This is a genomic window from Pseudomonas sp. HS6-2 (assembly GCF_049325675.2).
Taxonomy (GTDB): domain Bacteria; phylum Pseudomonadota; class Gammaproteobacteria; order Pseudomonadales; family Pseudomonadaceae; genus Aquipseudomonas; species Aquipseudomonas putida_N.
Window position 1 is genome coordinate 229,530 of the sequence record NZ_CM143906.1, and the last position, 22,169, is coordinate 251,698.

The window sequence follows — 22,169 nt, forward strand, 5'->3', positions numbered from 1 at the left end:
AGGAGTGGGCTTGCCCGCGAAGGGGCCAGTCCTGCTTATCTGGCCAAAACCACTAACTTACCCACAGCCTTGCGCTGCCCCAGCTGCTCGATTGCGGCCCCCGCTTCAGCCAGTGGATAAGTCTTCGACACCAACGGTTTCAACTTGCCCTCGGCATGCCAGGCAAACAATTGCCGGAAGTTCGCAGCATTATCCTCTGGCTGGCGCTGGGCAAACGCCCCCCAGAACACCCCAAGTACCGCCGCCCCCTTGAGCAGCACCAGGTTCGCCGCCATCTGCGCAATCGTCCCGCTGGCAAATCCCACCACCAGCAGCCGGCCCTGCCACGCCAGCCCGCGCACGGCCTGGTCGAACAGCTCGCCGCCCACCGGGTCGTAGATCACGTCCACGCCCTGGCCGCCGGTCAGGCGCTTGATTTCTTCCTTGAGGCTGGCCTGGCTGTAGTCGATCAGTTCGTCAGCCCCGGCAGCCTTGGCAACGGCGAGTTTCTCGGCGCTGCTGGCTGCGGCGATCACTCTTGCGCCCATGGCTTTGCCGATTTCCACCGCTGCCAGGCCAACGCCACCGGATGCGCCGAGCACCAGCAGGGTTTCGCCTGGCTGCAACTGGCCGCGCTGCTTGAGGGCATGCATCGAGGTGCCATAGGTCATGCCGAACGCCGCTGCGGTGGCAAAATCCATGTGCTCGGGGATCGGCATCACGTTGTAGAACGGGACCGCCACTTGCTCGGCGAACGCCCCCCAGCCGGTCAAGGCCATCACCCGGTCGCCCACCTTGAAAGTACCGGCCCGTTCGCCGACCGCAGCGACCACGCCGGCGGCCTCGCCACCTGGCGAGAATGGCAGCGGGGGCTGGAACTGGTATTTGCCTTCGATGATCAGCGTGTCGGGGAAATTGACCCCGGCAGCCTGCACATCGAGCAGGATCTCGTTCTTCTTCGGCACCGGGCTGGCCACGTCTTCCAGCACCAGGTCGCGAGCCGGGCCCAGGGTTTTGCACAAGACAGCTTTCATCGGGGCTATTCCTTTGCGTGGAGTGGCCGATAAGTGTAGGAGGGTCGCCTGCCGGGTCAACGAGCATGCCCCGCCCTGATGTGCTGACATAAGTGCTGGCACAAGCCCGTGCTTGGGTTTGCGCGGCATGCTGGGTAAGCTGGCGCCAACTGTTTTGAGGAGCGAATTCGTGAAAGCGTGGATCTTGATGGTACTGGCGCTGATGCTGCCAGCGGCGGCCATGGCCGAAGAAGCCAAGGAAGGGGAGCCGAAAGTTTCCTACATCACCCTGAGCCCACCCTTCGTCGGCAACTACGCCCTCGATGGCAGCCCCAAGCTGCGCGTGTACAAGGCCGATGTGGCTTTGCGCGTGACCGGTGATGCCGCGGCTGCTGCGGTCAAGCACCAGGAGCCGTTGATCCGCAACCAGTTGGTGGCCCTGTTCACCCAGCAGACGGTGGATAGCATGAGCAACGTCGACGCCAAGGAGAAGCTGCGCCAGGAAGCGTTGAAGCAGGTGCAGCAGGTGATGGAATCGGAAGAGGGCAAGCCGATTGTCGAGGATCTGCTGTTCAATAACTTGATTGTGCAGTGATTGGTCTGGCTTTAGAGATCTGGCGCCTGTGATATCGAGCGTCGCCCGCGCGGCGCTCGATCGCATACGCGCTGCAACACTCAAGCCGAACTCAGCGCGCCAGTGCGATGATCGCCGCCCACTGCTCTTCAGTCACCGGCATCACTGACAACCGCGTGCCTTTCTGCACCAGTGGCAACTCTGCCAGCGCACTCTGCTGCTTCAGCAGCCCCAACCCCAGCACCTGTCGGAAGGTCTTCACATGGGCCACGTCTACCGCACTCCAAGGGTTCTTTTCGGCATTGGCCTTGGCGTCGAAGTAGTGGCTTTCCGGGTCCAGTGCCGTCGGGTCGGGGTAGGCCGCTGCAGTGATGCGGGCGATGCCGGCAATGCCCGGTTGCGGGCAACTGGAATGGTAGAAAAAGAACTCGTCGCCTACGCTCATGGCCCGCATGAAGTTGCGCGCCTGGTAATTGCGTACGCCATCCCAGCGTGCCTCGCCCAGGCGGCCCAGGCCTTCGATCGACAGCTCGTCGGGCTCGGATTTCATCAGCCAATAGGCCATGGATACTGCTCCTGAAAAGGTTTGAAATAACCTGTTGCATGAAACCGACAGCCGGTTGGCGTCAACGTTTGCGTGAAGACTCAGGTTGTCGGAAAATGCGCCGATTTTAAAGCTAGACGCTCCGGCGGCACCTAGAAGGTCGCCGAGCCTGAACGTATGCCTAGGGGGGCATTCTTCGATGAATCAACGCAAACCGGATCTACTGTGGATCCTGGTCTTCATCTTTGGCCTTGGTGTGGTCACCACCGGTTATGCCCAGGGCATCTGGGAGCGCAAGCTGGATACCGCCTATCAGACGCCAGTCGACGCCAACCCTCAGCAACGCTGATATCCCCTCGCTGACGCCGCTTACTTCGGCGCCAGGTACCAGCTACGGTCGCTGACCGTGCCCTGCAGCGGTACATCCCAACTGGCCTGCGCCAGTCGTTCGACCTTCTGGCATTCATGCGCCAGCCCCAGCAGCAACGGTTTCTTCCAGGTCTTGCGCCGTGCCTGGTAGGCCAGGCTGCGGTCGTAGAAACCCCCGCCCATGCCCAATCGCCCGCCGACTTCATCGAAGCCGACCAGCGGCAGCAGGATCAGGTCCAGCGACCAGATCGGGCGCTGGCGCCGACGATCGGTCAACGGTTCGGGAATACGGAAGCGGTTGCGCTTGAGCTTTTCGCCCTGTTCAAAACGCTGGAACACCATGCGCGTACGCGGCCAGGCATGCAGCACCGGCAGGTAGGTGCGCTTGCCCCGGCGCTGGGCCTCGCGCAGCAGCAGGCGCGGGTCGATTTCACCGTCATTGGGCAGGTACAAGGCGATATGTCGGGCGCGGCGGAACAAGGGGTGCTGCGCCAGTTGGCGGAACAGGCCGCGTGAAGCCTGGTGCTGTTGGGCGGGTGTGAGGGCGCGGCGGGCATTGCGAAGCAGGCGACGAAGCTGGGGGCGGGTGAGCGGCGCAGTTTCGGTCATGGCACTGGTTATCCCAGGTGTCGGATTGCCCAGCCGAGCGCTGGGCAGGAAGAATCAGGCTCCCCGATAAGACCGCTATCGGTGTAGCCCTTGAACCCGAAAGTTCAAGGTGGAGATTGCAGGGGGCGTTAAGGCTTTCCGTCGGGCGGACATGCACACCGGCCCCAGCGTGCAACCCCCGTGGTTGTGCGTATCGGCTCAGGGACATAACCGACTGGCGCATCCCCCAGGGAGTGGCGCCAGTATACCAATCTCAGCCGTTTTTGGTACCCGCGTCGTCGGACAAAGCCTGATCGACCCGTTCCAGCAGGTCACGCACCTGTTCACGGCTGGTGCCACTCACCGGCGCGTCACTGCGTTCCTCCTGGCGGTGCAGCATCTCGTGAGTGATGTTCAACGCCGCCATGACCGCAATGCGGTCGGCACCGATCACCTTGCCGCTGCTGCGGATCTCGCGCATCTTGCCGTCCAGGTAGCGCGCGGCGCTGACCAGGTTGTTGCGCTCTTCCGGCGGGCAGATGATCGAATACTCCTTGTCGAGGATCTGCACGGTGACGCTATTGCTTGAACTCATGAGTCTTGCTCCAGGGCCTTCAGGCGTAAAATCATCGACTCGACCTTGCGCTTGGCGATCTCGTTCTTTTCGATGAGGTGGGCGCGCTCCTCGCGCCAGGATTTTTCCTGAGCTACTAGGAGTGCATTTTGCCGTTTTAGTTGCTCGACGCGTTCAATCAGCAACTCGAATCGGCTCATCAGCGCTTGCAGGTCGTTCTCTTGCGTGGGTTGCACTCGATTCGCTCCGTCGTTGAATCACCCTGCGATGATGCCTCTCCCTGCGCAGCGGCGGCCAGTGCCGATGGTCTTGGCGCGCCTGCCGGTGCTAGGATACAAGGTCTTCATTCTAGTCAAATGCGCCGTCTGGCGCCTAGCCGACCATGCCTAATACTCAATCGCCTTACGTTGCTTTTGCCATGCTGCTCTCGAGCAATGGCCATCCTGTCACCCCTGCCGAGCTGCACGGCCTGCTGATCGGGCGCAGCTGCGCCGGTGCCGGCTTCGATGCCGAGGCGTGGCTGGCCGACGCCGCCCAACTGCTGGAAACCGAACCCGGCGACACCGTGCGCAATGCCCTGATCGGCCTGCAAGAGATGGTCAAGGGCGAGCTGAACAGCGAAGACATGGCCATCATCCTGCTGCTGCCGAGCGACGATGCCGCGCTGGCCGACCGCGCAGAGGCGCTGGGCCAGTGGTGCCAGGGCTTCATCACCGGCTTTGGCCTGAACGCCGGTGGCAAGGACCTGTCTACCGAAGCCAAGGAAGTGCTGCAGGACTTGGTGGCCATTTCCCAGGTCCAGGAAGCCCTCGAAGAATCCGAAGACGGCGAGAGCGACTACATGGAAGTCATGGAGTACCTGCGCGTCGCACCGCTGCTGCTGTACACGGAGCTGGCGGCGCCTGCCGCACCTGCACCAAAACCTTCGCTGCACTGATCAACCGGGGGTAGTCCTGCCCATGAGCCACATACCCAAGGCCGAGTATGCCCGTCGGCGCAAGGCGCTGATGGCGCAGATGGTCCCCAACAGCATTGCCATCCTGCCGGCTGCCGCGGTTGCCATTCGCAACCGCGATGTCGAGCACGTGTACCGCCAGGACAGCGATTTCCAGTACCTCAGCGGCTTCCCCGAGCCAGAGGCGGTGATCGCACTGATCCCTGGCCGCGAGCATGGCGAGTACGTGCTGTTCTGCCGCGAGCGCAACCCGGAGCGCGAGCAATGGGACGGGCTGCGCGCCGGCCAGGAAGGCGCAGTCCGTGACTTTGGCGCGGACGATGCCTTCCCGATCACCGACATCGACGAGATCCTGCCGGGCCTGATCGAAGGCCGCGAACGGGTCTACAGCGCCATGGGCAGCAACGCTGAGTTCGACCGACGCTTGATGGACTGGATCAACGTGATCCGCTCCAAGGCGCGCCTCGGCGCCCAGCCGCCGAACGAGTTCGTTGCGCTGGATCATCTGCTGCACGACATGCGCCTGTATAAATCGGCAGCGGAAGTGAAAGTGATGCGGGCCGCCGCTGAGATCTCTGCGCGCGCCCATGTACGGGCCATGCAGGCCTGCCGCGCCGGGCTGCACGAATACAGCCTTGAAGCCGAGCTGGACTACGAGTTCCGCAAGGGCGGGGCGAAGATGCCGGCCTACGGCTCGATCGTCGCCGCCGGGCGCAATGGCTGCATCCTGCACTACCAGCAGAACGATGCCCCGCTCAAGGACGGTGACCTGGTACTGATCGATGCTGGCTGCGAGATCGACTGCTACGCCAGCGATATCACCCGTACCTTCCCGGTCAGCGGGCGTTTTTCGCCCGAGCAGAAGGCCATCTACGAGCTGGTGCTCAAGGCCCAGGCCGCCGCATTTGCCGAGATCGCTCCGGGCAAGCATTGGAACCACGCCCACGAGGCGACCGTGCGCGTCATCACCGAAGGCCTGGTGGAACTCGGCTTGCTCAAGGGTGAGGTGCAGGCGCTGATCGACAGCGAGGCCTACCGGGCCTTCTACATGCACCGTGCCGGGCACTGGCTGGGCATGGATGTGCATGATGTTGGCGAATACAAGGTGGGCGGCGAGTGGCGGGTGCTGGAGCCTGGCATGGCGTTGACTGTCGAGCCCGGCATCTACATTGCCGCCGACAACGAGTCGGTCGCAAAAAAATGGCGCGGCATTGGCATCAGGATCGAGGACGACGTGGTAGTGACCAGGCAAGGCTGTGACATTCTGACCTCCGGTGTGCCTCGTACGGTCGCCGAGATCGAGGCGCTGATGCAGGCTGCACGTAAGGACGCGGCATGAACCGGGTCAACCTGGCGATTATCGGTGGCGGTCTGGTCGGCGCAAGCCTGGCCCTGGCCCTGCAGGCCGGCGCCAAGGCACGTGGCTGGAAGATCCTGCTGATCGAGCCGTTCGCCCCCGGCGACAGCTTCCAGCCCAGCTACGATGCACGTTCCTCGGCATTGTCTTTCGGCACCCGGCAGATCTACCAGCACCTTGGCCTGTGGCAAACCATCAGCCCGCGCGCCGAGCCGATCCGACAGATCCAGGTCTCTGATCGGGGCCGTTTCGGTGCTACGCGCCTGGATGCCACGGAGCAGGGCGTACCGGCCCTGGGTTACGTGGTGGAGAACGCCTGGCTCGGTCAGTGCCTCTGGCAAGGGCTGGACAGCGAGGTGGTGAGCTGGCGCTGCCCGGCCGAAGTGAAGGCGATGCAGGCCGTCGAAGGTGGCTACCGCCTACTGCTGGACGACGACACCAGCCTGGAATGCGACCTGGCGGTGCTGGCTGACGGTGGCCGCTCCGGCCTGCGCGAGCAACTGGGTATCCATGTGCGCCGTACGCCCTACGAGCAGAGCGCGCTGATCGCCAACATCACCCCGGGCGAGGCCCACTGCGGCCAAGCCTTCGAACGCTTCACCGAGCAAGGCCCGATGGCCTTGCTGCCCTTGCCTGAAAACCGCTGCGCGCTGGTCTGGACGCGGCAGGGGATGGATGCCCGGCGCCTGGCCGAAATCGACGAGCGCAGCTTCCTGCGTGAGCTGCAGGATGCCTTTGGCTATCGCCTCGGCGCCCTGCGCCAGGTCGGTGCCCGGCATCTCTACCCGTTGGCGCTGATCGAAGCCCAGGAGCAGGTTCGCCCGCATCTTGTAGTGCTGGGCAACGCCGCGCACAGCCTGCACCCGATTGCCGGGCAGGGCTTCAACCTGTCGCTGCGTGACGTGCAGTCGCTGGCCGATGCGCTGCTGGCTGGCCCGCAACATCCGGGTGATCTTGCCAGCCTTCAGACCTATCACCAGCGCCAGCGCCTCGACCAGGCCCTGACCATTGGCTTCTCCGACCAGGTCACCCGCCTGTTCGGCAGCAACCAGCCGCTGCTGGCGGCGGGGCGCAATATCGGCCTGCTCGGGCTCGACCTGCTGCCACCGGCAAAAAGCTGGTTCGCCCGCCAGGCCATGGGCCTCGGCACCCGCCCCGATCCGCGGGGTCAGGCATGAGCAACCCGCGCAGGCTGGCGCGCCGGGCGCGCATGTTGCGCTGGCTGCTGAACTTCTACCCGCCGTACCTTGGCGCTGGCATCCACATCCAGCACATCAGCCCGGACATGCGCAGCGTCAAGGTGCGCATGAAACTGACCCGCTGGAACCGCAACTACGTCGGCACCCAGTTCGGCGGCAGCCTGTATTCGATGGTCGACCCGTTCTACATGCTGCTGTTGATCGAGCAGCTGGGCCGCGAGTACATCGTCTGGGACAAGGCTGCCAGCATCGATTTCATCGCCCCGGGCAAAGGCACGGTGTACGCCGAATTCCACGTCGATGACGCGTTGCTGGACGAGATCCGCCAGCAGACCGCCACCGGCAAGAAGTACCTGCCGCGTGTGCAGGTCGATATCCGTGACGAAGCCGGCGAGCTGGTGGCACGGGTCGATAAAACCCTATACGTGCGGCTCAAGCCGCAAGCGAGGCAGGCGTAAAGCATGGAAATGCGCGCAGATCTGTTGATTGTCGGTGCCGGTATGGTCGGCAGCGCCCTGGCCCTGGCGCTTCGCCACAGCGGCCTGGAAATTCTCCTGCTCGATGGCGGCCCGCTGTCGGTGAAACCGTTCGATGGCGCCGCTCCGTTCGAGCCACGGGTCAGTGCCCTGTCGGCAGCCAGCCAGCGCATCCTCGAACGCCTGGGGGCCTGGGAAGGCATCGCCGGGCGGCGCGTGTCGCCGTATTCCGACATGCATGTGTGGGACGGCAGCGGTACCGGTCAGATTCATTTCTCGGCAGCCAGCGTGCATGCCCAGGTGCTCGGCCATATCGTCGAGAACCGGGTGGTACAGGACGGTCTGCTGGAGCGCCTGCACGACAGCGACATTGGCCTGTTGCCCAATGCCCGCCTGGAGCAGCTGCGCCGCTCCGGTGACGAATGGCTGCTGACCCTGGCCGACGGCCGCCAGCTGCGGACACCGCTGGTGGTGGCCGCCGATGGCGCCAACTCGGCGGTGCGCCGGCTGGCCGGCTGCGAGACCCGCGAATGGGATTACCTGCATCACGCAATCGTCACCAGCGTGCGCTGCAGTGCTGCGCACCAAGCCACCGCCTGGCAGCGTTTCACCGATGAGGGGCCGCTGGCGTTCCTGCCGCTGTCGCGTGACGGCAAGCAGGACTGGTGCTCGATCGTCTGGTCGACGACGCCGGAGCAGGCCGAGCAGATCATGGCACTGGATGAGCAGGCCTTCCTCAAGGCCCTGGAACGCGCCTTCGAGGGGCGTCTGGGGGATGTGCTGGAGGCCGACCCGCGCGTCTGCGTGCCGTTGCGCCAGCGCCACGCCAAGCGCTACGTGGACGAAGGGCTGGTGTTGATCGGCGATGCCGCGCACACCATTCACCCGCTGGCCGGGCAGGGCGTCAACCTGGGCTTCCTCGACGCCGCAGTACTGGCCGAGGTGCTGGAGAATGCCTGCGAGCGCGGTGAGCGGTTGGCGGATGTAAAAGTGCTCAGCCGTTATGAGCGCCGGCGCATGCCGCACAACCTGGCGTTGATGGCGGCGATGGAAGGCTTTGAGCGGTTGTTCCAGGCCAATCCGCTGCCGCTGCGCTGGTTGCGTAACAGCGGGTTGAAGCTGGTGGACCAGATGCCGGAGGCCAAGGCGCTGTTCGTGCGCCAGGCGTTGGGGTTGACCGGGGACCTGCCTGATCTTGCCAAGGCTTGAGATTGCTGGGGCTGCTTTGCAGCCCTCTGCAACATCCAGTAACTGCTCGGATGATGAGCTGGAAAATGGGATTCACTACCATTTGCACCTCTCATACGATCCGAGGAGTGCTTTCCATGTTGCCACGCAAGCCCCTACTAGCCGCCCTGGCCCTGACCCTGTTCGGCGGCACTGCCCAGGCGGCCGACGAAGTGGTGGTGTACTCCTCGCGCATCGACGAGCTGATCAAGCCGGTATTCGATGCCTACACCGCCAAGACCGGGGTCAAGGTCAAGTTCATCACCGACAAGGAAGCCCCGTTGATGCAGCGCATCAAGGCCGAGGGCGAAAACGGTGTGGCTGACCTGCTGCTCACCGTCGATGCCGGCAACCTCTGGCAAGCTGAGCAGATGGGGATCCTGCAGCCGATCAAGTCGGACATCATCGACCAGAACATCCCCCCGCAGTACCGCGCTTCGTCCCATGATTGGACCGGCCTGAGCCTGCGTGCACGGACCATCGTCTACTCCACCGAGCGAGTCAAGCCGGCCGAGCTGACCACCTATGAAGCCCTCGCCGACAAGCACTGGGAAGGCCGCCTGTGCCTGCGCACCGCGAAGAAGGTGTACAACCAGTCGCTGACCGCCACGCTGATCGAGAACCACGGCGAGGCCAAGAGCGAGCAGATCGTCAAAGGCTGGGTCGGCAACCTGGCCACCGATGTGTTCTCCGACGATAACTCGGTGATCCAGGCCATCGAAGCCGGCCAGTGCGATGTGGGCGTGGTCAACACTTACTACTACGGCCGCCTGCATGCCCAGAACCCGAATCTGCCGGTCAAGATCTTCTGGCCCAACCAGGGTGATCGTGGCGTGCACGTCAATCTGTCGGGCATCGGCCTGACCAAGCATGCACCGCACCCGGAAGCCGCCAAGAAGCTGGTCGAGTGGATGACTGGCGAGGAGGCGCAGAAGCTGTTCGCCGACATCAACCAAGAGTTCCCGGCCAACCCGAAGGTCAAACCGTCGGAAGAAGTGGCAGCCTGGGGCAGCTTCAAGGCTGACAGCATTCCAGTGGAAGTGGCCGGCAAGCGTCAGGCCGAGGCCATTCGCCTGATGGATCGGGCCGGCTGGAACTGAGTCGAGAACAGCATCTTGCCCCACACCTCCGAGCGCCGCTGGTACCTCCCGGTCACCCTGACAGCCGCCCTGGTCCTCCTGCCCCTGAGCGTGCTGTTGCTGTCATGGCAGTCCATCGACCTGCAGATCTGGTCGCACCTGCTCGACACCCAGATGGGTCGCCTGTTGGGCAATACCGCGACCTTGGTGGTCGGCGTCGGGATCGGCGTCACCCTGCTCGGCGTCAGCCTGGCCTGGCTGACCAGCCTCTGCGAGTTCCCCGGCCGACGCTGGCTCGACTGGGCGCTGATGCTGCCGTTCGCCATCCCTGCCTACGTGCTGGCCTTCGTCTTCGTCGGCCTGCTCGATTTTTCCGGCCCGGTACAGAGCGCCCTGCGCGAAGTGTTCGGGCCGATGCGCCTGCCGCGGGTACGCTCGACCGGTGGGGTGATCATCGTCCTGGTGCTGGTGTTCTACCCCTACGTCTACCTGCTGGCGCGCACGGCATTCCTGGCCCAGGGCAAGGGCTTGATGGAGGCCGCGCGGGTACTGGGCCTGTCGCCCCTGCAAGCCTTCTGGCGGGTGGCCCTGCCGATGGCGCGGCCAGCGATTGGTGCGGGCATCGCCTTGGCGCTGATGGAGACCCTGGCCGATTTCGGTGCAGTGTCGGTGTTCAACTTCGATACTTTCACCACGGCCATCTACAAGACCTGGTACGGCTTCTTCAGCCTGTCCAGCGCGGCCCAGCTGGCCAGCCTGCTGCTGTTGGCGGTGATGCTGGTGCTGTACGGCGAGCGCCGCGCCCGCGGCGCAACCCGCAGTGGCAACGAGCGCCCGCGTGGGCAGGCGCTCTATCACTTGCGTGGGGTCAAAGCGCTACTCGCCAGCGGCTGGTGCCTGCTGGTGTTCGCCTGCGCATTTGTCATTCCGCTGCTGCAGTTGCTGGTGTGGTTCTGGCAGCGCGGTCGGCATGATCTGGACGATCGGTATGTCGGCCTGGTGCTGCATACCTTGTACCTGGGCGGCATGGCCGCTCTGATCACCGTTTGCGTGGCCCTGCTGCTGGCCTTCGCCCGCCGTCAGGCGCCGACGGGCGGCATTCGTGCCGGCGTTGGCCTGGCCAACCTGGGCTATGCCTTGCCCGGCTCGGTGCTGGCAGTGTCGATCATGCTGGCGTTCAGTTATCTGGATAATCAGCTGGTCATTCCGCTGTCGACCTGGTTGGGCGGTGCGGGCAAGCCTCTGCTGCTGGGCAGCCTGGCCGCCTTGCTGCTGGCTTATCTGGTGCGTTTCATCGCCGTGGCCTATGGCCCATTGGAGAGCAGCCTGGAGCGTATTCGGCCCTCATTGCCGGAGGCTTCGCGCAGTCTTGGCGTCGGTGGCGTGGGTTTGTTTTTCAAGGTGTATCTGCCGCTGCTGGTGCCCGGGGCTTTGAGCGCTGCGTTGCTGGTGTTCGTCGACGTGCTCAAGGAAATGCCCGCCACCTTGCTGATGCGCCCGTTTGGCTGGGACACACTGGCGGTCAGGGTGTTCGAGATGACCAGCGAAGGCGAATGGGCGCGCGCCTCGTTGCCGGCGCTGACCTTGGTGCTGGTAGGGCTGCTGCCGGTCATCGGGCTGATTCGCCGTTCCGCTCGGCGTCCGGGTCACAGTCACTGAGGATGCCAGCTTGCGCCCTTGCGGCTACAATGCGCGGCATTCGCGCGGCGGGTCCTACAAGAAGAGCTGACGATTAAACGTCATCGACCGCCGCCGCTTCGCCACGCCCGGAAGGAGAAACCCATGGGACAGCGCACGCTTTTGTACGACTTGCACCTGGCGCTCGGTGCCAAGACGGTCGATTTCGGCGGCTGGGACATGCCGCTGCACTATGGCTCGCAGGTCGAGGAGCACCATCAGGTGCGCAGCGACTGCGGTGTCTTCGATGTTTCCCACATGACGGTCATCGACATCACCGGCGACGACGCCACACCCTGGCTGCAACGTCTGCTGGCCAACGACGTGGCCCGTCTCGACGGCACCGGCAAGGCGCTGTACAGCCCGTTGCTCAGCGAAGACGGCGGAGTCATCGACGACCTGATCGTCTACCGCACCCAAAGCGGCTACCGACTGGTCACCAACGCGGCCACTCGGGCGAAGGTCATCGCTTGGCTGGAGGTGCAGAGTGCCGGTTTCAGCGTCACGTTCGACGTTCGCCCTGACCTCGCCATCCTCGCCATCCAGGGCCCCCATGCCCGCGAGAAAGTCGCAGCGCTGCTGAGCCCGGCTCGCGCCGCGCTGATCCGTGAACTGCGCCCGTTCGAAGGTATTGCCGAAGGTGACTGGTTCATCGCCCGCACCGGCTACACCGGTGAAGACGGCCTGGAAATCATCCTGCCGGGTGATGAGGCCGTAGGGTTCTTCAACGACCTGGTTGGCGCCGGCATCGCGCCGAGCGGCCTGGGCGCGCGCGACACGCTGCGTCTGGAAGCGGGCATGAACCTGTACGGCCAGGATATCGATGAAAGCCACACCCCGCTGACCTCTAACCTGGGCTGGTCCATTGCCTGGGAGCCGGCTGCGCGCAACTTCGTCGGCCGTACCAGCCTGTTGGCGGAAATCGAGCGGGGTGTGCAGGAAAAACTGGTTGGCCTGGTGCTGGAAGAACGCGGCGTTTTGCGTGCCCACCAGGTGGTGCGTGTAGCCGGGATTGGCGAAGGGGAGATCACCAGTGGTAGTTTCTCGCCTACGCTGAGCAAATCCATCGCCTTGGCGCGCGTGCCCATGGCGACCGGGGACCGCGCCGAGGTCGAGATCCGCGGTAAATGGTACCCGGTGCGGGTGGTCAAACCGACCTTCGTGCGCCATGGCAAGATTTTGATCTGAACATTCAACGGCGGGCCGAACCGCTGACCCAAACGAGGAATTCAAGACATGAGCAATATCCCCGCCGACCTGCGTTTCGCCGAAAGCCACGAGTGGGCGCGCCTGGAAGCTGATGGCTCCGTCACCGTCGGCATCAGCGACCACGCCCAGCAAGCACTGGGTGACGTGGTGTTCGTCGAGCTGGCCGAAGTCGGCAAGGTGTTCGGCGCTGGCGACGCTGCCGGCGTGGTCGAGTCGGTCAAGGCTGCCTCCGACATCTACGCCCCGGTTGCCGGTGAAGTGATCGCGGTCAACGAAGAACTGGCGGATAGCCCGGAGCTGCTCAACGAAGAACCTTACGATTCGTGGATCTTCAAGCTGAAGCCAAGCGATAAGTCGGAGCTGGACAAGCTGTTGGACGCTGCTGGCTATCAGGCACTGATCGGCGAGTAAGACCGCGTCGCCTGGTTCGCGGGGCAAGCCCGCTCCTACAGGGACAGCATCCGCTCGCGGGGCTGTCTATGACTTGTAGGAGCGGGCTCGCCCCGCGAAAGGGCCGGGCCTGCAAACGCAAGATTCCCCGCAGAATCGGCAATCCTTCCTAGACTTATAAGTCTCCATGAGACCTGGTCTAGGAAGAGAGCGTCGACATGTCCCAGTCGCCATCCCTGCATCAACTGCAAGAGCTCAACCCATTCCTGCGCCGCCACCTGGGGCCCGATGCCTCGGAGCAGCAGGCAATGCTCAGCACCCTCGGCCTCAACAGCCGCAGCGAGCTGATCGAGCAGACCGTGCCGCCAGGCATCCGCTTCAACCGCGCCCTCGACCTGCCGCCGGCCCTGGATGAACAGGCTGCGTTGGCCAAGCTCGCCGGCTACGCCGAGCAGAACCAGGTGTGGACCAGCCTCATCGGCATGGGTTACCACGGCACCGTCACGCCCACGGTCATCCTGCGCAATGTGCTGGAAAACCCCGGCTGGTACACCGCCTACACGCCCTATCAGCCGGAAATCGCCCAAGGCCGTCTGGAGGCGCTGCTCAACTTCCAGCAGATGGTCATCGACCTCACCGGGCTTGCCCTGGCCAATGCCTCGTTGCTCGATGAAGCCACGGCCGGTGCCGAAGCCATGGCCCTGGCCAAGCGAGTGGCGCGCAACCAGAGCAACGCCTTCTTTGCCGACCAGCACTGCCACCCACAGACCTTGTCGGTACTGAAAACCCGCGCGGAAGGCTTCGGTTTCCAGCTGATCATCGACACTGTGGACAACCTTGCCAAACATCAGGTATTCGGTGCCCTGCTGCAATACCCGGACACTCACGGCGAAGTGCGCGACCTGCGGCCATTGATTGACCAGTTGCACACCCAGCAGGCCGTGGCCTGTGTGGCCGCCGACCTGCTCAGTCTGGTGATGCTGACTCCGCCCGGTGAGCTCGGAGCCGATGTGGTGCTGGGTTCGACCCAGCGCTTCGGCGTACCGATGGGCTACGGTGGCCCGCACGCGGCCTACTTCGCTTGCCGTGACGACTACAAGCGGGCGATGCCCGGGCGCATCATTGGCGTATCCCGCGATGCTCGTGGCAACACGGCTCTGCGCATGGCCCTGCAGACGCGCGAGCAGCATATCCGCCGGGAAAAGGCCAACTCCAACATCTGCACCGCCCAGGTGCTGCTGGCCAACATCGCCAGTTTCTATGCGGTGTATCACGGCCCGCAAGGCCTGCAACGCATCGCTCAGCGGGTGCATCGGCTGACCTTCGTGCTGGCTGCAGGCCTTGAGGCCAAAGGCATCAAGCGCGTCAACCAGCACTTTTTCGACACCTTGACCCTGGACGTCGGCGGCGCTCAGGCGGCGATCATCGAAAGTGCCGAGGCCGCCCGCATCAACCTGCGCATTCTGGGGCGCGGCCATCTGGGCGTGAGCCTGGACGAAACTTGTAACGAAGCCACCGTGCTGCGGCTGTTCGATATTTTCCTGGGTGTCGATCACGGCCTGGATATCGCCGCGCTCGACCAGCACGCGCTGCCCGAAGGCATCCCCGCTGCGCTGGTGCGCCGCACGCCGTTCCTCAGCCACCCGGTGTTCAACCTGCACCACAGTGAAACCGAGATGCTGCGCTACCTCAAGCAGCTGGAAAACAAGGACCTGGCACTGAACCAGTCGATGATCCCGCTCGGCTCTTGCACCATGAAGCTCAACGCCACCAGCGAAATGATCCCCATCACCTGGCCTGCTTTCGCCCAGCTTCACCCCTTTGCGCCCGCCGCACAGGCCACCGGCTACAAGGCAATGATCGATGAACTGGAAGGCTGGTTGTGCGCCATTACCGGCTTCGATGCCATCTGCATGCAACCCAACTCCGGCGCCCAGGGTGAATACGCCGGGCTCATGGCCATCACCCGTTATCACCGCAGCCGTCATGAGCCTCAGCGCACGCTGTGCCTGATCCCGTCGTCGGCACATGGCACCAACCCGGCCTCGGCGCAGATGGCGGGCATGGAGGTGGTGATTGTCGATTGCGATGATGCTGGCAACGTCGACCTCGAAGACCTCAAGGCCAAGGCACATGCCGCCGGGGCCAGGCTGTCGTGCCTGATGGTCACTTATCCCTCGACCCATGGTGTGTACGAAGAAGGCATCCGCGAGATTTGCGAGGTGGTCCACCAGCACGGCGGCCAGGTGTACATGGATGGTGCCAACCTCAACGCTCAGGTCGGCCTGGCGCGACCTGCGGATATCGGTGCCGATGTTTCGCACATGAATCTGCACAAGACGTTCTGCATCCCCCATGGCGGTGGCGGCCCAGGCATGGGGCCAATCGGCATCCGCGCTCATCTTAAGCCGTTCGTCGCCAGCCACCCGGTCGTACCCGTTCCCGGCCTGGATCCGAACAACACTGCGGTCAGCGCCGCGCCCTGGGGCAGCGCGAGCATCCTGCCGATCAGCTGGATGTACATCGCCATGATGGGCCCGCAGCTTGCTGATGCCAGCGAAGTGGCGATCCTCTCGGCCAACTACCTGGCCAGCCAGCTTGGCGGTGCGTTCCCGGTGCTGTACCGCGGGCGCAACCAGCGCGTGGCGCACGAATGCATCCTCGACCTGCGCCCTCTCAAGGCGCAGACCGGCATTACCGAGGAGGACGTCGCCAAGCGCCTGATGGACTATGGCTTCCATGCCCCGACCATGTCATTCCCGGTGCCGGGGACCTTGATGGTCGAGCCCACCGAAAGCGAGTCGAAAGCCGAGCTGGATCGCTTCGTCGAAGCGATGCTGGCGATTCGCGCAGAGATTGCCGAGGTGCAGGAGGGGAACTGGCCTGCGGAAGACAACCCGCTCAAGCATGCGCCGCATACCCTGGCCGATGTGCTGGCACCCTGGAATCGGCCTTACAGCTTGGAGCAGGCGGTTGCGCCCAGTGCCCATGTGCGCCTGCACAAGTACTGGCCAGCGGTGAACCGGGTCGACAACGTGTATGGGGACAGGAATCTGTTCTGTGCTTGCGTGCCGGTAGAGGCTTACCGCTGAAAAACTGGGGGCGCAGAGCGCCCCAGGCCTTACTCAGCTACCGCGTTCTTGGCCAGGATGGCGTTGGCCAGATCCATGTCCGAGGCTTGCATCCCTGGGTTCTCGGCACGCACCTGTTGCAGTGCCTGCTCCAGGAACGGCCCGCGAATCGCGCCCTCGCTGGCGACGAAGCTGCCGGCGTCATCCTGTGCCGCGAGCACCAGCTTGTGGTCGTGCGAAGTGATGTAGCTCGACGCCGTGGTGGCGCCGGAAGTCATTACGTTACGCCAGAAGGTATCGGCCATGGCAGAGCCAACAGGCAGCGAAAGCAGGGCAGCAGCTGCGATGGCGGTTTTGAGACGCATGATGAAACACCTCGAAGGGTGAGGGTTGGGAATGGTCGTTTTGATCCCGCAAAATGGGCGTAAGTTCCTTGAATACAAGGGTTTTTTGCTCACGAACAGACCCGTAGCACCTCCTCGGAACGGGTCAGCCCACGGGCCACTTTTGCCTCCCCACAGCTGCGTAAATCCTGTAACCCTTCAGCTAGAGCCTGCCGTTGCAGCTCGGCCAGATCGTTGCAGGTGCCTATCCGTGCACGCAGGCTTTCGCTCGGGATCAGCAGTTCGAACAAGCCGGTACGGCCAAGGTAGCCGGTGCCTCGACAGACTTGGCATGGATCGTTCGATGGGCGGCCCTGGCAGGCGTGGCAGAGCAAGCGCACCAGGCGTTGGGCCATGACCCCGACCAGGGTCGCCCGGATCAGGTAATCGGCCACACCCAGCTCAAGCAGACGGGTAATGGCGCTACAGGTGTCATTGGTGTGCAGCGTCGAGAGCACCAGGTGCCCGGTGAGCGCAGCCTGAACCGCCACCAGTGCGGTCTCGCGGTCGCGGATTTCACCGATCATGATGATGTCCGGGTCCTGGCGTAGCAGGGTGCGTACGCCATCGGCAAAGCCCAGGCCCAGGGCTGGCTGCACCTGCATCTGGTTGAACGCCGGCTCCAGCCGCTCGATCGGGTCTTCGATGGTGCACAAGTTGACCTGCGGGGTGGCCAGCTGCTTGAGGCTGGCGTAGAGCGTGCTGGTCTTGCCGGAACCGGTAGGCCCGGTGACCAGCAGGATGCCTTGGCGGCGCTGCAGCAGCGTTTGCCATTGGGCCAGTGGCTCGCCCTCCAGGCCCAATTGATCGAAGTCCTCCTGCAACTGGCGCGGGTCGAACAAGCGCAGCACCAGTTTTTCACCAAAGGGCGTCGGCAGCGTCGAAAGGCGCAGCTCAACTTCGCTGCCGCCTGGCAGGCTGCTCTTCACCCGACCGTCCTGCGGGCGGCGCTTTTCGGCTACATCCATGCGGCCCAGGTGTTTCAGGCGGCTGACCACGGCCAGGGTGACACTGGCCGGGAAGGCGTAGACCGTGTGCAGCAGACCATCGATGCGGTAGCGCAGGTGGCCTTGATCACGGCGTGGCTCCAGATGGATATCGCTGGCGCGTTGCTCGATGGCGTACTGCAGCAGCCAGTCGACGATATGCACGATGTGCGCGTCATCGGCCGTTGCCTCTGCTTGCCGTTTGCCGAGCTCAAGCAAGTGCTCGAGCTCGCCCAGGCTGGTTGCTTGCTGGTGCTGCGCACCTTGTACCGAGTGGGCCAGGCGAAACAGCGACTGGCCCAGTTGGCGAATCTGCAGCGGGCTGGCCAGCACGCGGCGGATCGGTTTGCCCAGGCTACGCGCGAGGTCAGCCTGCCACAGCTGTTGGTAGGGTTCGGCACTGGCCACGGTGATGGCGTTGGCGTCGTTGGCCACGATCAGGATGCCGTGGCGTTGCGCGAAGGCTGGGGAGATCAGGCCATTGACCTGGGCCAGGTCGAGTTGCATGGGGTCAATGCGCAAGTAAGGCTGGCCGACCTTTTGTGCCAGCCATTGGCAGAGGGCGTCCAGGTTCAGCAGCTGGCCAGGCTGGCAGCGATCTTCCAGGCCCAGGGCCGCGATGGTTTCAAGCGGGTGGTGAGCGCTGTAACGGGACGCTTGTTCGCGAACCTGGCATGAATCGGTGGCGGTCAGGCGCTGGTCGGCCTGCAAGGCATCCAGCAGGCTTTTGAGATCGAGGGATTGCTCGTTGAGAGTGAACATCGGCGGCGTCCGTGCCTTGGGGGAGTCCTGGGTCAAGGCTAGCCGTGCCTGGCGGAGCGAGGCTCGGGAAAGGATTTCGGGATTTTGCGCCGCCTGGCTTCAGATCACCGCCAACTCCAATCGCGCCAGGTTTTCCAGGCTCACCTCTCCGACACACACCAGATTGCGCAGTTTTTGCGCAATCACTTGCGCCCGGTGCCAGCTCAACCCGCCGATGGCGACCTCGATGTCGAGCCAGTCTTCCTGCTGGCTGACCTGCACGCTGTGCGGCGTGAGGAACTGCAAGGCAAACAGGTTGAGCACCCGGCACAGGGTATCCGGCTCGGCTTCGGCCTGCAGGCGATAGCGTACGGTGCTGTGGCTGGCGCTGGCGGCCCAGGCATCGCTGCGGGGCAGGGGGCGTTCGAGTGCATTCATGCTGGGTCTCCGCGAATGTGGGAGAAATTCTTGCACGTCGAAGCCGGTATTTTTTCGCTATGATTCCATCGAATTACGGGTGTTACAGATTGATCAATTCGCATAAAGATATTTTGGAGAATTATTCATGCAAGGCGAACTGGATGCCTACGACCGGCGCATTCTCGAGCTCCTGCAAGAAGACGCATCGCTGTCCAGTGCGCAGATCGCCGAGCGAGTGGGGCTGTCGCAATCACCCTGCTGGCGCAGGATTCAGCGTTTGAAAGAGGAGGGGGTGATCCGTGGGCAGGTGACCCTGCTGGACCGCAAGAAGGTCGGCTTGAATACGCAGATCTTCGCCGAGGTGAAACTCAACGCTCACGGCCGCTCAAACTTCACCGAATTCACCGAGGCGATCCGCGGCTTTCCGGAGGTGCTGGAGTGCTATGTGCTGATGGGGGCGGTGGACTTTTTGCTGCGCATCGTCACCTCGGATATCGAGGCTTATGAGCGCTTCTTCTTCGAAAAACTTTCGAACGTGCCAGGTATTCAGGAAGTGAACTCGATCGTGGCGCTGTCGGAGATCAAGTCTACCACCAGCCTGCCGCTATCGAGGTGAGGCCTTCGCGGTACAACCCCGCTCCTACCGGGAAATCCGTAGCCCTGTAGGAACGGGCATGCCCGCGAAGCAGGCGACGCGGTATCAGGCCTTGAGCAGGTGCTTCCAGCCCCGGCTCTGATCAACTACCCGAGCCTGCTCGATCCGCGCTTCCAGCAGTTCATCAGGTTCTTCACCCAGTGGCAGTTCCGCCAGTTCATGCAGCTTCTTCAGGTCGCCGTACAGGCGGTCCATCTGCGGCGCTTCGAGCACTTGGCGGGCATGGTGCAGCCAGGCCAGCAGCTGTTCGATACGCGGCAGCTGTTCGGCCAGGTCTTCCGGGCGCTGGGTGTACAGCGGCAGCTTCAGCGAGCGGCCTTCTTCGCCCAGCAGGTGCGCCAGCCAGCTGGCCAGCTGCGCCTTGCCCTGGCGCTCGCCGCGGCCCTTGCGCTCCACGGTCCAGGCACGGGCCAGCAGCCAGCGCGAGGTTTCCAGGGAGAACTGGCCCCAGCGTACGTCTTCAAGCTCTTCGATGAACTGCTCGGGCGCGGCACGGCGGATGTCTTCGTCGTCGTTGCCGGCCTGCACCAGCGGGCGCCAGTCTTCCAGCAGCGCATCGAGGCTGGCGCGCAACTCGCGGGTGGTCGCGCGTGGTGCGGCCTGGCCCAGGCTGGCAACCAGTGCACGCAGTTCGGCCAGGCACTGTACCCAGTCCTGCAGCAGGCGCCAGTGGCCATTGTGGCGGTACTGCTCGGCCAGGCGCTGGCTGCTGCCCAGCAGCTGCCAGGCGAGCGCGGTGAACGCGTCGTCCACGGCCATTTCGGCGTCCAGTTCGGTGGAAGGCAGGCCCAGCTCGTAGCTGTCCGGCTCCAGCAGGCGGTAGCCGCGCTCGGCCTTGCTGATGTCGCACGGCATCAGTGGCAGGCTCGCGGCCAGCTCGGCGGCCAGCTCCAGCAGCGCTTCAGGGGCGCCTTCGCGCAGTTCCAGCTCCAGCTCGCTGATCTCTTCCTTGCGCTTGCCAGCGATCACGAAGCCTTGGTCCAGCGCGGCCTCGATCACGACCTTGCTCTTGCCGCGGCCCCAGCTGATTTCGGCGTATTCGCGGGTGAAATCGGTGGTGAACAGCGGCTTGATGGTTTTTTTGTCCAGCTCGGCCAGTTGCTCAGGCCAGCAGGTGGCGTCGAGCTTTTTCAGGTCGAGCTTGACCTTGTCCAGGTGCCATTCGTACTCGTTGCGCACGGACAGACCGGCGACGCTCTGGCCGCGGCACTTCAGGGTCTGGATGACTTCCTCGCCGTCACGCCGCAGGCGCAGGGCGACACGGGCGGCGGAGAGTTCGCGCTCGGGGGTGTCGAAGTACTGGTTGAGCAGCTCGCGAGTCTGCCAGCCGGACTTGTTGCGCTTTTTCAGCAGGGGGTGCTCGCGCAGGGCGGCCAGGGTCTCGCGGCTGGCGCGGAGCTTAAGTTCGGTTTCTTTGTGCATCACAGGCTCGAAAGAGGGCGTCGTTGCAGGGCAGTCTACAGGAGTCGGCCGGCAACGGTTTATTCCAGACGGCGGATAGTCCTATGATGGGCAACGCTTCCGAGGAGTATGCGCATGCCGTTGCCGACGTTGAAAGACCAGTTTGCCGCTTTGATCGCCGCGCCCTCGGTCAGCTGCACCCAACCCGCACTGGACCAGTCCAACCGTCAGGTTATCGACCTGCTGGCCGGCTGGCTGGGCGATCTGGGCTTCAGCTGTGACATCCAGCAGGTCAGCCCCGGCAAGTTCAACCTGCTGGCCAGTCGCGGTAGCGGCCCTGGCGGCCTGGTGCTTGCGGGTCATAGCGACACCGTGCCTTACGACGAACAGCTGTGGTCCAGCGACCCGCTCAAGCTCACCGAGGCAGACGGTCGCTGGGTCGGCCTGGGCAGCTGCGACATGAAAGGCTTTTTCGCCTTGGTCATCGAAGCGGTGATCCCGCTGCTGGAGCACGATTTCAAGCAACCGCTGCTGATCCTCGCCACCTGCGATGAAGAAAGCTCCATGTCCGGCGCCCGCGCCCTGGCCGCTGCCGGCCAGCCGCTCGGCCGCGCGGCGGTGATCGGCGAGCCCACGGGCTTGCGGCCGATCCGCATGCACAAGGGCATCCTCATGGACCGCATCGATATCCTCGGGCGCAGCGGCCATTCGTCCGACCCGAGCCTGGGCCGCAGCGCGATGGAGGCCATGCACGAGGTGATGGGCGAGCTGATGGGCCTGCGCCGGCAGTGGCAGGCAACCTTCAGCAACCCGCAGTTCACCGTGCCTACGCCCACCATGAACTTCGGCTGCATCCATGGCGGTGACAACCCCAACCGCATCTGCGGCCAGTGCGCCCTGGAGTTCGACCTGCGCCCGTTGCCAGGCATGGATGTCGAACAGCTGCGGGCCGCCATTCGCGGCAAGCTGCAGCCGGTGGCCGAGCGCCATGAGGTACGTATCGACTACGCACCGCTGTTCCCTGAGGTGCCACCCTTCGAGGAGGCCGCCAATGCCGAGCTGGTGCAAGTGGCGGAGCGCCTTACCGGTCATCGGGCCGAAGCGGTGGCGTTCGGTACCGAAGCGCCTTATCTTCAGCAGCTGGGTTGCCAGACCATCGTGCTTGGCCCCGGCGACATCGCCTGCGCCCACCAGCCCGGCGAATACCTTGAAATGTCACGAATCGAGCCTACCGTGCGTCTATTGCGTGACCTGATCCGGCACTACTGCCTGAATTAAACGTTCACCCTGTTGATTCGTTCT

The 22,169-nt window shown here is 63.9% G+C and carries 23 protein-coding genes and 1 other RNA gene; 14 read left to right on the plus strand and 10 right to left on the minus strand.

Features of this window, described 5'->3' with window-relative positions; all coding sequences use genetic code 11:
• Positions 1-35: 35 nt before the first annotated feature.
• Positions 36-1,013 carry an NADPH:quinone oxidoreductase family protein gene (locus ACOKS3_RS01055; RefSeq protein WP_422763379.1) on the minus strand — a complete coding sequence of 326 codons (978 nt, stop codon included), beginning with the start codon at positions 1,011-1,013 and terminating at the stop codon, positions 36-38.
• A gap of 169 nt (positions 1,014-1,182) precedes the next feature.
• Between ACOKS3_RS01055 and ACOKS3_RS01060 the strand changes: the two genes are divergently transcribed.
• Complete coding sequence (locus ACOKS3_RS01060) at positions 1,183-1,587, plus strand: flagellar basal body-associated protein FliL (RefSeq protein ID WP_027920870.1); 405 nt, start codon at positions 1,183-1,185, stop codon at positions 1,585-1,587.
• A 91-nt stretch (positions 1,588-1,678) separates the two neighbouring features.
• Here the strand turns inward: ACOKS3_RS01060 and ACOKS3_RS01065 are convergent, their stop codons facing one another.
• Complete coding sequence (locus tag ACOKS3_RS01065) at positions 1,679-2,131, minus strand: EVE domain-containing protein (protein WP_060485681.1); 453 nt, start codon at positions 2,129-2,131, stop codon at positions 1,679-1,681.
• Between the two features lie 178 nt (positions 2,132-2,309).
• On the opposite strand from ACOKS3_RS01065, the gene ACOKS3_RS01070 reads away from it, so the two are divergent.
• Positions 2,310-2,459 (plus strand): hypothetical protein, encoded by a 150-nt coding sequence (locus ACOKS3_RS01070; protein WP_165837333.1) that lies wholly within the window; start codon positions 2,310-2,312, stop codon positions 2,457-2,459.
• Positions 2,460-2,479: 20 nt separating this feature from the next.
• Here the strand turns inward: ACOKS3_RS01070 and ACOKS3_RS01075 are convergent, their stop codons facing one another.
• The 4 genes from ACOKS3_RS01075 to ACOKS3_RS01090 form a co-directional block, all read right to left on the minus strand.
• The gene (locus ACOKS3_RS01075; protein ID WP_103446189.1) at positions 2,480-3,088 is read right to left on the minus strand and encodes a 5-formyltetrahydrofolate cyclo-ligase; all 609 of its coding nucleotides are present in this window, start codon (positions 3,086-3,088) and stop codon (positions 2,480-2,482) included.
• A 56-nt stretch (positions 3,089-3,144) separates the two neighbouring features.
• Positions 3,145-3,324: non-coding RNA, 6S RNA (gene ssrS, locus ACOKS3_RS01080), on the minus strand.
• 17 nt (positions 3,325-3,341) lie between these two features.
• Positions 3,342-3,662: a cell division protein ZapA gene (locus ACOKS3_RS01085; protein WP_103446188.1), complete on the minus strand. Its 321-nt coding sequence runs from the start codon at positions 3,660-3,662 to the stop codon at positions 3,342-3,344.
• Complete coding sequence (locus ACOKS3_RS01090) at positions 3,659-3,841, minus strand: TIGR02449 family protein (RefSeq protein ID WP_029886233.1); 183 nt, start codon at positions 3,839-3,841, stop codon at positions 3,659-3,661. Before ACOKS3_RS01090 ends, ACOKS3_RS01085 begins: the two co-directional genes overlap by 4 nt.
• 182 nt (positions 3,842-4,023) lie before the next feature.
• Here ACOKS3_RS01090 and ACOKS3_RS01095 point away from each other — a divergent pair, with 182 nt between their 5' ends.
• From ACOKS3_RS01095 to gcvP, 10 genes are all read left to right on the plus strand, one after another.
• A complete protein-coding gene (locus tag ACOKS3_RS01095; protein ID WP_422763380.1) occupies positions 4,024-4,578 on the plus strand; it encodes a YecA/YgfB family protein in 555 nt (184 codons plus the stop codon).
• A 22-nt stretch (positions 4,579-4,600) separates the two neighbouring features.
• Entirely contained in the window at positions 4,601-5,935 is a 1,335-nt protein-coding gene (gene pepP, locus ACOKS3_RS01100) for a Xaa-Pro aminopeptidase (RefSeq protein WP_103446186.1), read from the plus strand.
• Positions 5,932-7,131 (plus strand): 2-octaprenyl-6-methoxyphenyl hydroxylase, encoded by a 1,200-nt coding sequence (gene ubiH, locus ACOKS3_RS01105; RefSeq protein WP_422763381.1) that lies wholly within the window; start codon positions 5,932-5,934, stop codon positions 7,129-7,131. The genes pepP and ubiH overlap by 4 nt, the downstream gene beginning before the upstream one ends.
• On the plus strand, positions 7,128-7,610 hold the full coding sequence (locus ACOKS3_RS01110) for a DUF4442 domain-containing protein (protein ID WP_254482553.1): 483 nt from the start codon (positions 7,128-7,130) through the stop codon (positions 7,608-7,610). The genes ubiH and ACOKS3_RS01110 overlap by 4 nt, the downstream gene beginning before the upstream one ends.
• A 9-nt stretch (positions 7,611-7,619) precedes the next feature.
• Entirely contained in the window at positions 7,620-8,837 is a 1,218-nt protein-coding gene (locus ACOKS3_RS01115; protein WP_181004454.1) for a 2-octaprenyl-3-methyl-6-methoxy-1,4-benzoquinol hydroxylase, read from the plus strand.
• A 116-nt stretch (positions 8,838-8,953) separates the two neighbouring features.
• Positions 8,954-9,955 carry an extracellular solute-binding protein gene (locus tag ACOKS3_RS01120; RefSeq protein ID WP_103446182.1) on the plus strand — a complete coding sequence of 334 codons (1,002 nt, stop codon included), beginning with the start codon at positions 8,954-8,956 and terminating at the stop codon, positions 9,953-9,955.
• A 15-nt stretch (positions 9,956-9,970) separates the two neighbouring features.
• Positions 9,971-11,593 (plus strand): ABC transporter permease, encoded by a 1,623-nt coding sequence (locus tag ACOKS3_RS01125; RefSeq protein ID WP_103446181.1) that lies wholly within the window; start codon positions 9,971-9,973, stop codon positions 11,591-11,593.
• 123 nt (positions 11,594-11,716) lie between these two features.
• Positions 11,717-12,799 (plus strand): glycine cleavage system aminomethyltransferase GcvT, encoded by a 1,083-nt coding sequence (gene gcvT, locus ACOKS3_RS01130; RefSeq protein ID WP_422763382.1) that lies wholly within the window; start codon positions 11,717-11,719, stop codon positions 12,797-12,799.
• 48 nt (positions 12,800-12,847) lie between these two features.
• A complete protein-coding gene (gene gcvH, locus ACOKS3_RS01135; RefSeq protein ID WP_103446179.1) occupies positions 12,848-13,231 on the plus strand; it encodes a glycine cleavage system protein GcvH in 384 nt (127 codons plus the stop codon).
• Between the two features lie 197 nt (positions 13,232-13,428).
• Entirely contained in the window at positions 13,429-16,302 is a 2,874-nt protein-coding gene (gene gcvP / locus ACOKS3_RS01140; RefSeq protein ID WP_103446178.1) for an aminomethyl-transferring glycine dehydrogenase, read from the plus strand.
• 29 nt (positions 16,303-16,331) lie between these two features.
• Here the strand turns inward: gcvP and ACOKS3_RS01145 are convergent, their stop codons facing one another.
• The 3 genes from ACOKS3_RS01145 to ACOKS3_RS01155 all read right to left on the minus strand — a co-directional run bounded on the left by ACOKS3_RS01145 (position 16,332) and on the right by ACOKS3_RS01155 (position 18,829).
• A complete protein-coding gene (locus tag ACOKS3_RS01145) occupies positions 16,332-16,646 on the minus strand; it encodes a DUF2388 domain-containing protein (protein WP_085676392.1) in 315 nt (104 codons plus the stop codon).
• Between the two features lie 89 nt (positions 16,647-16,735).
• Positions 16,736-18,412, minus strand: coding sequence for a GspE/PulE family protein (locus ACOKS3_RS01150; RefSeq protein ID WP_422763383.1), 1,677 nt, complete (start codon positions 18,410-18,412; stop codon positions 16,736-16,738).
• 99 nt (positions 18,413-18,511) lie between these two features.
• Positions 18,512-18,829, minus strand: coding sequence for a hypothetical protein (locus ACOKS3_RS01155; protein ID WP_103446176.1), 318 nt, complete (start codon positions 18,827-18,829; stop codon positions 18,512-18,514).
• Positions 18,830-18,956: 127 nt separating this feature from the next.
• Here ACOKS3_RS01155 and ACOKS3_RS01160 point away from each other — a divergent pair, with 127 nt between their 5' ends.
• Positions 18,957-19,427 (plus strand): Lrp/AsnC family transcriptional regulator, encoded by a 471-nt coding sequence (locus tag ACOKS3_RS01160; protein WP_079230134.1) that lies wholly within the window; start codon positions 18,957-18,959, stop codon positions 19,425-19,427.
• Positions 19,428-19,511: 84 nt separating this feature from the next.
• Here the strand turns inward: ACOKS3_RS01160 and ACOKS3_RS01165 are convergent, their stop codons facing one another.
• Positions 19,512-20,888, minus strand: a complete 1,377-nt coding sequence (locus ACOKS3_RS01165) for a CYTH domain-containing protein (RefSeq protein WP_103446175.1) — start codon at positions 20,886-20,888, stop codon at positions 19,512-19,514.
• Between the two features lie 114 nt (positions 20,889-21,002).
• Between ACOKS3_RS01165 and argE the strand changes: the two genes are divergently transcribed.
• Positions 21,003-22,145, plus strand: a complete 1,143-nt coding sequence (gene argE, locus ACOKS3_RS01170; protein WP_103446174.1) for an acetylornithine deacetylase — start codon at positions 21,003-21,005, stop codon at positions 22,143-22,145.
• Positions 22,146-22,169: the final 24 nt, after the last annotated feature.

Coding starts and splice junctions, on each gene's coding strand:
- ACOKS3_RS01055 (WP_422763379.1), bottom strand. CDS start 1,013: ATGAAAGCTGTCTTGTGCAAAACCCTGGGCCCGGCTCGCGACCTGGTG.
- ACOKS3_RS01065 (WP_060485681.1), bottom strand. CDS start 2,131: ATGGCCTATTGGCTGATGAAATCCGAGCCCGACGAGCTGTCGATCGAA.
- ACOKS3_RS01070 (WP_165837333.1), top strand. CDS start 2,310: ATGAATCAACGCAAACCGGATCTACTGTGGATCCTGGTCTTCATCTTT.
- ACOKS3_RS01075 (WP_103446189.1), bottom strand. CDS start 3,088: ATGACCGAAACTGCGCCGCTCACCCGCCCCCAGCTTCGTCGCCTGCTT.
- ACOKS3_RS01085 (WP_103446188.1), bottom strand. CDS start 3,662: ATGAGTTCAAGCAATAGCGTCACCGTGCAGATCCTCGACAAGGAGTAT.
- ACOKS3_RS01090 (WP_029886233.1), bottom strand. CDS start 3,841: ATGAGCCGATTCGAGTTGCTGATTGAACGCGTCGAGCAACTAAAACGG.
- ACOKS3_RS01095 (WP_422763380.1), top strand. CDS start 4,024: ATGCCTAATACTCAATCGCCTTACGTTGCTTTTGCCATGCTGCTCTCG.
- pepP (WP_103446186.1), top strand. CDS start 4,601: ATGAGCCACATACCCAAGGCCGAGTATGCCCGTCGGCGCAAGGCGCTG.
- ubiH (WP_422763381.1), top strand. CDS start 5,932: ATGAACCGGGTCAACCTGGCGATTATCGGTGGCGGTCTGGTCGGCGCA.
- ACOKS3_RS01110 (WP_254482553.1), top strand. CDS start 7,128: ATGAGCAACCCGCGCAGGCTGGCGCGCCGGGCGCGCATGTTGCGCTGG.
- ACOKS3_RS01115 (WP_181004454.1), top strand. CDS start 7,620: ATGCGCGCAGATCTGTTGATTGTCGGTGCCGGTATGGTCGGCAGCGCC.
- ACOKS3_RS01120 (WP_103446182.1), top strand. CDS start 8,954: ATGTTGCCACGCAAGCCCCTACTAGCCGCCCTGGCCCTGACCCTGTTC.
- gcvT (WP_422763382.1), top strand. CDS start 11,717: ATGGGACAGCGCACGCTTTTGTACGACTTGCACCTGGCGCTCGGTGCC.
- gcvH (WP_103446179.1), top strand. CDS start 12,848: ATGAGCAATATCCCCGCCGACCTGCGTTTCGCCGAAAGCCACGAGTGG.
- gcvP (WP_103446178.1), top strand. CDS start 13,429: ATGTCCCAGTCGCCATCCCTGCATCAACTGCAAGAGCTCAACCCATTC.
- ACOKS3_RS01145 (WP_085676392.1), bottom strand. CDS start 16,646: ATGCGTCTCAAAACCGCCATCGCAGCTGCTGCCCTGCTTTCGCTGCCT.
- ACOKS3_RS01150 (WP_422763383.1), bottom strand. CDS start 18,412: ATGTTCACTCTCAACGAGCAATCCCTCGATCTCAAAAGCCTGCTGGAT.
- ACOKS3_RS01155 (WP_103446176.1), bottom strand. CDS start 18,829: ATGAATGCACTCGAACGCCCCCTGCCCCGCAGCGATGCCTGGGCCGCC.
- ACOKS3_RS01160 (WP_079230134.1), top strand. CDS start 18,957: ATGCAAGGCGAACTGGATGCCTACGACCGGCGCATTCTCGAGCTCCTG.
- ACOKS3_RS01165 (WP_103446175.1), bottom strand. CDS start 20,888: ATGCACAAAGAAACCGAACTTAAGCTCCGCGCCAGCCGCGAGACCCTG.
- argE (WP_103446174.1), top strand. CDS start 21,003: ATGCCGTTGCCGACGTTGAAAGACCAGTTTGCCGCTTTGATCGCCGCG.